The following is an 8,325-nucleotide window of genomic DNA, read 5'->3' as shown; positions in this document are numbered from 1 at the left end:
GGTTACATTTCGAACCCGGAAGCTAAGCCTTTCAGCGCCGATGGTACTGCAGGGGGGACCCTGTGGGAGAGTAGGACGCCGCCGAACAAATTTTGGGATAGACCCCGCACCGTAATGGTGCGGGGTCTATCTGTTTTTGGGCCCCGTCCCCTAACCCAGTGACCTGGGTTAGGGGACGGGGCCCTTCTCTTTTGTGTTGTGGCCGGCGGTCTCCATAGGCATAGGCACAGGCAGGGCGTAGCCAGGGGGTACGGATGGTTTGGTCTTGGGCTGTGAGGGGCTCGTCTTTGTGGGCCACAGGGCGTGGCCGGATGACCCACAGGTCCCGTGAGCGTCCGGGTGAGATGGGGTGGGGAGACTCCGTACGAGGTCCGGTGATCTCAGAGGGGTTGGCCGGCTTGTCAGCGGGGGTGGTTGGCTCGGCCGTAGGTGAGGCGTGGGCTGTGTGCGCTGGTTCTTGGAGCCTTTCCCTGTCCGGATGGGCCTCTACAGGCGGCCGGCGGACTTCAGGGAGAGGTAGGCGTCGGCGAGGTCGGGGGCCAGGTGGGCCGGGGTGGAGTCAATGACCGTGATGCCGTGGCGGCGGAGGCGGTCGGCGGTGCGGCGGCGGGCGGCGCGGGTCTGCTCCGCGGCGGCGGCCGCGTATACGGCCTGCGGGGTGTGGCGACCGGCGGCCAGTTCTTCGATACGAGGATCGGCGACTGCCGCGACGATCAGTTCGTTGCGTTGGGTGAGGGTGGGGAGGACGGGCAGCAGTGCCTCCTCCATGGGGGCCGTGTCGAGGCCGGTGAAGAGCACGATGAGGGAACGGCGTGCGGTGTGGCGGTGGATGGTCGCTGCCAGGCTGCGGGCGTCTGCTTCGACGAGCTCGGGTTCGAGGGGGGCGAGGGCGTCGGTGAGGGCCGGAAGGAGATCGCGGGCGGTGCGGCCTTGTACAGAGGCGCGTACTCGGCGGTCGTAGGCGAGGAGGTCGACGTGATCGCCGGCGCGGGTGGCGAGAGCGGCGAGGAGCAGCGCGGCGTCCATGGAGGCGTCGAGGCGGGGGGTGTCGCCGACGCGGCCGGCCGAGGTGCGGCCGGTTTCCAGGACGAGGAGGATGCGTCGGTCGCGCTCGGGGCGCCAGGTGCGGACGGCGACGGATTGCCGCCGGGCGGTGGCGCGCCAGTCGATGGAGCGGGTGTCGTCGCCGGGGGTGTAGTCGCGGAGGCTGTCGAATTCGGTGCCTTCGCCGCGGGTCAGGATGCTGGTGCGGCCGTCGAGTTCGCGGAGCCGGGCGAGTTTTGCGGGGAGGTGCTTGCGGCTGGTGAAGGGGGGCAGAACGCGCAGGGCCCAGGGGACGTGGTGGCTGCCTTGGCGGGCGGCCAGGCCGAGGGGGCCGTAGGAGCGGACCGTGACGCGGACGGCGTGGTGGTCGCCGCGGCGGGTGGGGTGGAGGGTGGTGGTCAGGCGGCGGCGTTCGCCGCTGGGGACGCGGAGGGTGTGGCGGGATGCGGGGATGTCGTTGCCGGGGTGGAACGAACTGGGGGGCCAGGCGTCGCGGATCTGGGCGCGCAGGGCGCGGCGGTTGGGGTTGGTGATGGTGAGGTGGATGTGGGCTTCGCCTGTTAGTCGAACGCTTGTGTCACCGGTTCGGGTGAAATGGAGCTTTCGCACTGGCGCGGCGAGCGCCAGATCGCACAAGATTGCTATCAGCAAGGCGAGTTGAACGGTGAGGATCCCGAGCCAGCTGGGCAGCGCGAAGCCCACGACCAGGGCTCCGAGCGCGGAGACGAGAGCGGTGCGTCCGGTGAGGGCCACGATCTTGCCTCAGCGGGGGACGGGGAGGTGAGCGAGCACGGCGTTGATCACGGAGTCAGCGGTGACTCCTTCCATCTCGGCCTCGGGTCGAAGGTGCACGCGGTGCCGGAGTGTGGGAAGGGCCAGGGCTTTGACGTCGTCGGGCGTGACGTAGTCGCGGCCGGTGAGCCAGGCCCAGGCACGTGAGGTGGAGAGCAGGGCGGTGGCCCCTCGGGGGGAGACACCGAGAGACAGCGAGGGGGATTCGCGAGTGGCACGGCAGATATCGACGATATAGCCGGTGACTTCGGGCGAGACGGCGGTCTTGGCGACCGCGGCCCGTGCGGCTTCGAGGTCGGCGGCGGAAGCGACGGGGCGGAGACCTGCCGCGTTCAGGTCGCGCGGGCTGAAGCCGGCCGCGTGACGGTTGAGGATGTCGATCTCGTCCTGGCGGGCGGGCAGGGAGACCGTCAGCTTCAGGAGGAAGCGGTCGAGCTGGGCTTCGGGGAGAGGGTAAGTGCCCTCGTATTCCATGGGGTTCTGCGTGGCGGCGACGAGGAACGGTTCGGGGAGCAGACGGGGGGTGCCGTCGACGGTCACCTGGCGTTCTTCCATCGCTTCGAGCAAGGACGCCTGGGTCTTGGGTGGCGTCCGGTTGATTTCGTCGGCGAGCAGGAGGTTGGTGAAGACCGGCCCGGGCTGGAAGGAGAACGCGGCGGTGCGGGTGTCGTAGACGAGCGAACCAGTGACGTCACTGGGCATCAGATCGGGGGTGAACTGGACGCGCTTGGTGTCGAGTTCGAGGACCGTGGACAGGGCGCGTACGAGCAGGGTCTTGGCGACGCCGGGGACTCCTTCGAGGAGTACGTGACCGCGGCAGAGCAGTGCGACGACCAGACCGGTGACGGCGGGGTCCTGACCTACCACGGCCTTGGCTATCTCAGTGCGCAGTTCCTCAAGTGAGGCTCGGGCGCTGTCAGCGGTCGGGGTGCTCACGGGGTGCGTGCCTCTCGTGGGAAACGATCGAGTTCTCAAGTGTGTCGAGTTGGTCGGCCAGGTGCACCAGGGCCTTGTCGTCCGCCGGGGTGGGACCGAAGAGCAGGGTGTTGAGGTCGGTCGTGGCCAGGGGGGCGGCGGCCAAGTGGGTGCGGATGGCCGGGAGAAGGAGGTCGGGGGTGTGGGCGTGCGTGGGGGGCACGCCGATGAGGGGGGCGAGCCGGGTGCGGGTTGCGGAGCGCAGGACGGCTGAGGCCCGGTCGCGGGCGTGGGCCTGTTCGTAGAGGCGGGCGTGGCCCTCGGTGGTTTCGGCGGCCGGGACGGTGACCGGGAGACGCTCCGGCACCAGCGGGCCGAGTCGGCGGGCACGCCACAGGGCCGCGCAGCCGGCGGCGAGGGTGAGCTGGAGCAGGGCCCAGCGCCAGCCGGACGGGATGAGGCCGAAGAGGCCCGGCTGAGCGTCCTGGGAAGTGGCGGACGGATCACTGAGGGAGGGGAGGTACCAGACCAGATGCTTGTGTGCACCGAGGAGTTGGAGGGCCAGCGAGGCGTTGCCGTGCTCGGCGAGGCGGTAGTTGTAGAGGAAGTCGGCGGAGCCGAGGAGGACGGTGTCGCGGTCCTTGTGGGCGGCCGGGAGGCGCAGCAGGGCGGGGTAGCCGCCGGCGTCGTAGCAGCGGTCGGCGGTGGTGGCGGACGTGGTGTAGCGGATGCCGCCCAGGAGGACGTCGCCCGCGCGGCGGGCGTCGGGCAGCGAACAGCCAGGCACCCGCGGCGTGTTGCTGACCTGGGGCTCGGCCTGGACGCCGGGGGCGAAGACCTGGAGCGACGCGAAGCCGGGCGAGAGGAGGACGGTGCGGCCGGGGGTGTGCGCAGTCGCTGCGTGGAGGCTGGACAGCTGATCGGAGGTCAGCATGTCGGGGGCGGTGACGAGGAGCGTGGTGTGCGGGCCGGCCGCGGCTGCAGCCTCCTCGGCGGTGGTCACGACCTGGCTGGTGACGCCGTGGGCGGTGAGGAGTTGGGCGAGCGCCCGGCTTCCGGTCCGGTCCACGGAGCGCGGGTCGAGCCGGCCGTTCTGTTCGCCGGACTGCAGGGCGGCGAGGGTCAGTCCGCCGATGACGAGCAGCAGCAGTCCCAACAGCACGCCCCGGGAGCGGGCCCACAGGCGGCGCGCGGTGTGACCGGGAACGGCGGTGGCGGTGGCGGTGGCCGTGGTCATCCGCGGCTCCTGGTCGGGGTGGCGGCCAGGTGGGGCTTGGCGCGCTGCAGCTCGGTGTCGAGGTCGGCCAGGAGGGCGTATTCCCGTTCGGTGCCGGGGCGGCCGCCGTATGCGACGTCGTCGAAGGTACGGGCCGCTGTGCGGAGTTGTCCGGCGTTCGCGGGGAGGACCAGGCCGGCTTCGGTGGCGGCCTCATCGGCGGTGCGGCCGGGGCCGGGCGTGAGCAGGGCGCGCTCTTCGAGGGCGAGGACGATGGCGCGCATCCGGTCCTGGATCGCCTCGTTCCAGCGGCCCTCGGTCGCGTGCCGGTCGGCGGCCGCGCGGTGTTCGGCGGCGGTCCGGGGCGTATCGGTGAAGAGGGTGCCCCGTGTGGTCGGAGTGCGGCGCACCGCACCGAGCCGCAATCGGAGGGCGATGATCAGTAGCAGTACGAATGCGGCGATGGCGATGAGCCCGGCCCAGCCGCCAGGGGTGGCGCCGGAGGCCGCGTTGAAGAGCTCGCCGATGCGGTTCCAGAGCCAATCCAGGGCGCGCTGGATCAGATTGGGGTCGTGCTGGTGGTACCGGGGGTCGGACAGTTCGTGTTCCGCCGCCTCACGGGCAGGGTCGCGAGAGATCCGTACCGGTATGTCGTTGCCGGAGCGCACGATGAGGTCGGCGAGCGCGGTGGTCTTCCCCCCTGTGGTCACCGCATCAGCTTCCCGGTGCGGTGTCGGTCGGGCGCGGTCCGGGGATGTCGGGAGCGGCATCCGTGGGCTTGCCGGGAGCGTCGGGCGTCTCGGCGGTGGCGGGCTCGGTCTTTTCCGGCGCTGCGTTCTCCGCCTCGACGTCCTGAGTCTTCGTCAACTTAGTCTTCGTCGACTGAGGGCCCGTTGGCTGAGAGTCCGTCGGGTCTGCCGGCTTGGTGGGCGGCTGCGCGGACGGGGCGTCAGCGGTGGGCCGGGCGGCAGGGGTTGTGTCGGGAGCGGTCCTGGGTGCCGGGGTGCCGCCGGAGGTCGAGGGCGTGGCGGGTGCTTCGGGGGTGTAGCCGGGGAGGCCGGCGGCGCGGGCGAGTTCGAGGTCGAGGGCCTCGCGGCGGATGCGCTGGTCGACGTAGAGGAGTGCGGTGACCCCGGCGCTGATCGGGAAGGTGACTGCCGAGCTGATGACCGCGCCGAGGCCCAGCACGATGAGGAACGGCCAGCCGGTGGAGTTGCTGGTGCCGTTCGCCCAGTCCATGAGGTTCTCGCCGCCTATCAGGAAGGCGATGAAGGTGGCCGGGATCTGGATGATGAACTCGGCGATGGCGATCAGCAGGTAGGCGAGGAGCTGGATGCCCAGCACCCGCCACCAGGCGCCGCGGACGAGTTTGGCGGAGCGCCGCATGGAGGCCACGACGCCCTGCTTCTCCAGCATCAGGGCCGGGGAGGCGAGGCTGTAGCGGACCCACAGCCAGATGCTCACGACGGCGGCGGCGAGCACGCCGAGCAGGACGAGGAGAAGGCCGAGGTCGAGCGAGCCGGAGCTGGTGACGATGAGGCCCGGGGCCAGCGCGGCCGCGAAGATGGCGGTGATGATCAGGGGAAGCAGGACGAGCAGGCCGAGCAGGCGCGGGAGTTGGCCGCGGGCATCGCTCCAAGCTTCTCCGGCGGTCACCGAGCGGCCCAGGACCGCCCGGCTGATGATCATGGTCAGCATGCCGGTGGCGATGATCGTGGCGAGCAGCCCGATGAGCGTGGTGATGGCGGAGCCGGTGAGGGAGTCGGCCAATTCGCCCAGGACGTGTCGCAGCGGGGGTGCGGAACTGTCATCGGGGCTCAGTTGACGGTTGGCGCCGGGGAGCCACAGGCCGGTGACGAGAGTGATCGCGGTCTGCGAGACGAGCGCGACGATCAGCGAGATGCCGAGCACGGTGCGCCAGTGGGCACGCATGGTGGTGATGGCGCCGTCGAGGATCTCACCCACGCCGAGCGGGCGGAGCGGGATGACGCCCGGCTTGGCGGCGGGCGGTATTCCGCCCCAGCCGCCGACCCAGCCGGGACCGCTGCCCCAGGCGCCTTGATTGCCGGGGCCCGGCGGGGTGGCCCAGCCGCCTGGGGCCGAACCGGACGAGGCGCGGGTGCGGTCCCCGGCGCCCTGGGTATCCGGTCCGCTCTGGCCGGGGATGCCGGCCGGGGCCGTCCACTGGCCGGGCGGCGGCTGGTTGCCGGACCAGTTCGGCGGGGGCGGCTGTTGGGACGCGTCGGGACGATCTTCCGGAGCGGACGGCTGGGTGGGCTGCTCCGAGGTGCCGCGGCCCGGCTCGTCGGAGGGAGAGGATCCGGGCGAGGCCCAGCCCGGAGAGTTGTTCATCGTCGCTCCTTCTTGCTGCCCGTCCGCCGGGGCGGCGGGGGTCCGGGGTCCGCGGTGTCATTCATCGTGTCATGGCCGGTGGCGCTCTGTACCCGTGCCCTTCGAGGAAGGGGACCTTCTGTTCGGTGGGGGGTCGGCGGCAGACTGAGGGAATGGCTGATCGGCACGAGGTATCGGAGGCGGGCGCCGAGTCGCTCGCGGTCCCGTCGTTGCGCTGGGGGGAGTTGCCCGAGGGTCCGGTGGTGGTCTTGCTCGACCAGACCCGTCTACCGGCGGAGGAGGTCGAGCTGGTCTGTACGGACGTACCGGCGTTGGTGCGGGCGATCCAGACGCTGGCCGTGCGCGGGGCGCCGCTGTTGGGGATCGCGGGTGCGTACGGAGTTGCGCTGGCCGCGGCGCGCGGATTCGACGTCGAGGAGGCGGCGGACGTGCTGGCGAACGCCCGGCCGACCGCGGTCAACCTCGGTTACGGCGTCCGGCGCGCGGCCGAGGCGTACCGCGGGGCGGTGGCCGGTGGCGCTGGTGTGCAGGATGCGGCGGCGGCCGCGCTGGTCGAGGCGCGGGCCGTCCACGCGGAGGACGTGGAGGCCAGCGCGCGCATGGCGGAGCACGGTCTGGGACTGCTGGGTGAGCTGCTGCCGGGCGGCGGGCACCGCATTCTCACGCACTGCAACACAGGTGCCCTGGTCTCAGGGGGAGAGGGGACCGCCCTGGCCGTGGTGCTGGCGGCGCACCGGGCCGGCGAGCTGCGGCGGCTGTGGGTGGACGAGACCCGACCACTGTTGCAGGGGGCGCGGCTGACCGCTTACGAGGCGGCGCGGGCCGGGATGGCGTACACGGTGCTGGCGGACGGCGCCGCGGGTTCGCTGTTCGCGGCCGGTGAGGTGGATGCGGTGCTCATAGGGGCGGACCGGATCGCGGCGGACGGCGCGGTCGCCAACAAGATCGGCAGCTATCCGCTGGCGGTGCTCGCCCGTCACCACCACGTTCCGTTCGTAGTCGTGGCTCCGACCAGCACGGTGGATCTGGAGACGGTGGACGGCGCCGGCATTGAGGTGGAGCAGCGGCCGGGCCGTGAAGTGACGGAGTTCTCGTTGCCGCATCTGCAGGGCACCGGGGCGGCGGCCGGCGCCGGGATTCCGGTGGCCCCACTGGGCTCGCTGGCCTACAACCCGGCCTTCGACGTCACGCCTGCCGAGCTGGTGACGGCGATCGTGACGGAGGCCGGAGTGGTGTCACCGGTGAACCGCGAGCGGCTGGCGGACGTGTGTTCCGCCTCACGATGGAGAAAGTCACGATCAGGTAATGGGATGATGGCCGAATGAAGGGACGCGTCCTGGTCGTCGACGACGACACCGCACTGGCAGAGATGCTCGGCATCGTGCTGCGTGGCGAGGGCTTTGAACCGTCGTTCGTGTCGGACGGCGACAAGGCGCTCGCTGCGTTCCGCGAGACCAAGCCCGATCTTGTGCTGCTCGACCTGATGCTGCCCGGACGGGACGGCATCGAAGTGTGCCGGCTGATCCGTGCCGAGTCGGGTGTGCCGATCGTCATGCTGACCGCCAAGAGTGACACGGTGGATGTGGTGGTCGGCCTCGAATCGGGTGCGGACGACTACGTCGTCAAGCCGTTCAAGCCCAAGGAACTGGTGGCAAGGATCCGGGCGCGGCTGCGGCGCTCGGAGGAGCCGACCCCCGAGCAGTTGGCGATCGGGGATCTGGTCATCGACGTGGCGGGGCACTCCGTGAAGCGGGACGGCCAGTCGATCGCGCTGACCCCGTTGGAGTTCGATCTGCTGGTGGCGCTGGCGCGCAAGCCGTGGCAGGTGTTCACCCGCGAGGTGCTGCTGGAGCAGGTCTGGGGCTACCGGCACGCCGCGGACACCCGGCTCGTCAACGTCCATGTGCAGCGGCTGCGCTCCAAGGTCGAGCGGGACCCGGAGCGGCCGGAGATCGTGGTGACCGTGCGCGGCGTCGGCTACAAGGCCGGGCCTAGCTGAGATGCCC

General features: G+C 71.1%; 7 protein-coding genes and 1 rRNA gene. 3 read left to right on the top strand and 5 right to left on the bottom strand.

What is annotated here, in order from left to right:
* Positions 1-87 (top strand): 5S ribosomal RNA (gene rrf, locus ACFVT2_RS40095); the annotation flags it as partial.
* A gap of 399 nt (positions 88-486) precedes the next feature.
* Here the strand turns inward: rrf and ACFVT2_RS40090 are convergent.
* Genes ACFVT2_RS40090 through ACFVT2_RS40070 form a run of 5 tightly spaced genes read right to left on the bottom strand, consistent with a single transcriptional unit; the run spans position 487 to position 6,319 of the window.
* Positions 487-1,797: a DUF58 domain-containing protein gene (locus tag ACFVT2_RS40090; RefSeq protein WP_390026525.1), complete on the bottom strand. Its 1,311-nt coding sequence runs from the start codon at positions 1,795-1,797 to the stop codon at positions 487-489.
* Positions 1,798-1,806: 9 nt separating this feature from the next.
* Complete coding sequence (locus tag ACFVT2_RS40085; RefSeq protein WP_390026522.1) at positions 1,807-2,772, bottom strand: AAA family ATPase; 966 nt, start codon at positions 2,770-2,772, stop codon at positions 1,807-1,809.
* The gene (locus ACFVT2_RS40080; RefSeq protein ID WP_390026519.1) at positions 2,753-3,988 is read right to left on the bottom strand and encodes a DUF4350 domain-containing protein; all 1,236 of its coding nucleotides are present in this window, start codon (positions 3,986-3,988) and stop codon (positions 2,753-2,755) included. The genes ACFVT2_RS40085 and ACFVT2_RS40080 overlap by 20 nt, the downstream gene beginning before the upstream one ends.
* The gene (locus ACFVT2_RS40075; RefSeq protein ID WP_390026517.1) at positions 3,985-4,677 is read right to left on the bottom strand and encodes a DUF4129 domain-containing protein; all 693 of its coding nucleotides are present in this window, start codon (positions 4,675-4,677) and stop codon (positions 3,985-3,987) included. The genes ACFVT2_RS40080 and ACFVT2_RS40075 overlap by 4 nt, the downstream gene beginning before the upstream one ends.
* Positions 4,678-4,681: 4 nt before the next feature.
* Positions 4,682-6,319 (bottom strand): hypothetical protein, encoded by a 1,638-nt coding sequence (locus ACFVT2_RS40070; RefSeq protein ID WP_390026514.1) that lies wholly within the window; start codon positions 6,317-6,319, stop codon positions 4,682-4,684.
* A 152-nt stretch (positions 6,320-6,471) separates the two neighbouring features.
* Here ACFVT2_RS40070 and mtnA point away from each other — a divergent pair, with 152 nt between their 5' ends.
* Both mtnA and mtrA read left to right on the top strand, forming a co-directional pair.
* Entirely contained in the window at positions 6,472-7,644 is a 1,173-nt protein-coding gene (gene mtnA, locus ACFVT2_RS40065) for an S-methyl-5-thioribose-1-phosphate isomerase (RefSeq protein WP_390026512.1), read from the top strand.
* Positions 7,641-8,318, top strand: coding sequence for a two-component system response regulator MtrA (gene mtrA / locus ACFVT2_RS40060; protein WP_275464432.1), 678 nt, complete (start codon positions 7,641-7,643; stop codon positions 8,316-8,318). Before mtnA ends, mtrA begins: the two co-directional genes overlap by 4 nt.
* The last annotated feature ends 7 nt before the right edge of the window (positions 8,319-8,325 follow it).

This window comes from Streptomyces sp. NPDC058000 (assembly GCF_042886435.1).
In the GTDB taxonomy this organism is placed as follows: Bacteria; Actinomycetota; Actinomycetes; order Streptomycetales; family Streptomycetaceae; genus Streptomyces.
Note: the sequence above shows the minus strand (reverse complement) of the source record. Positions and strands in the feature narration are given on the sequence as shown.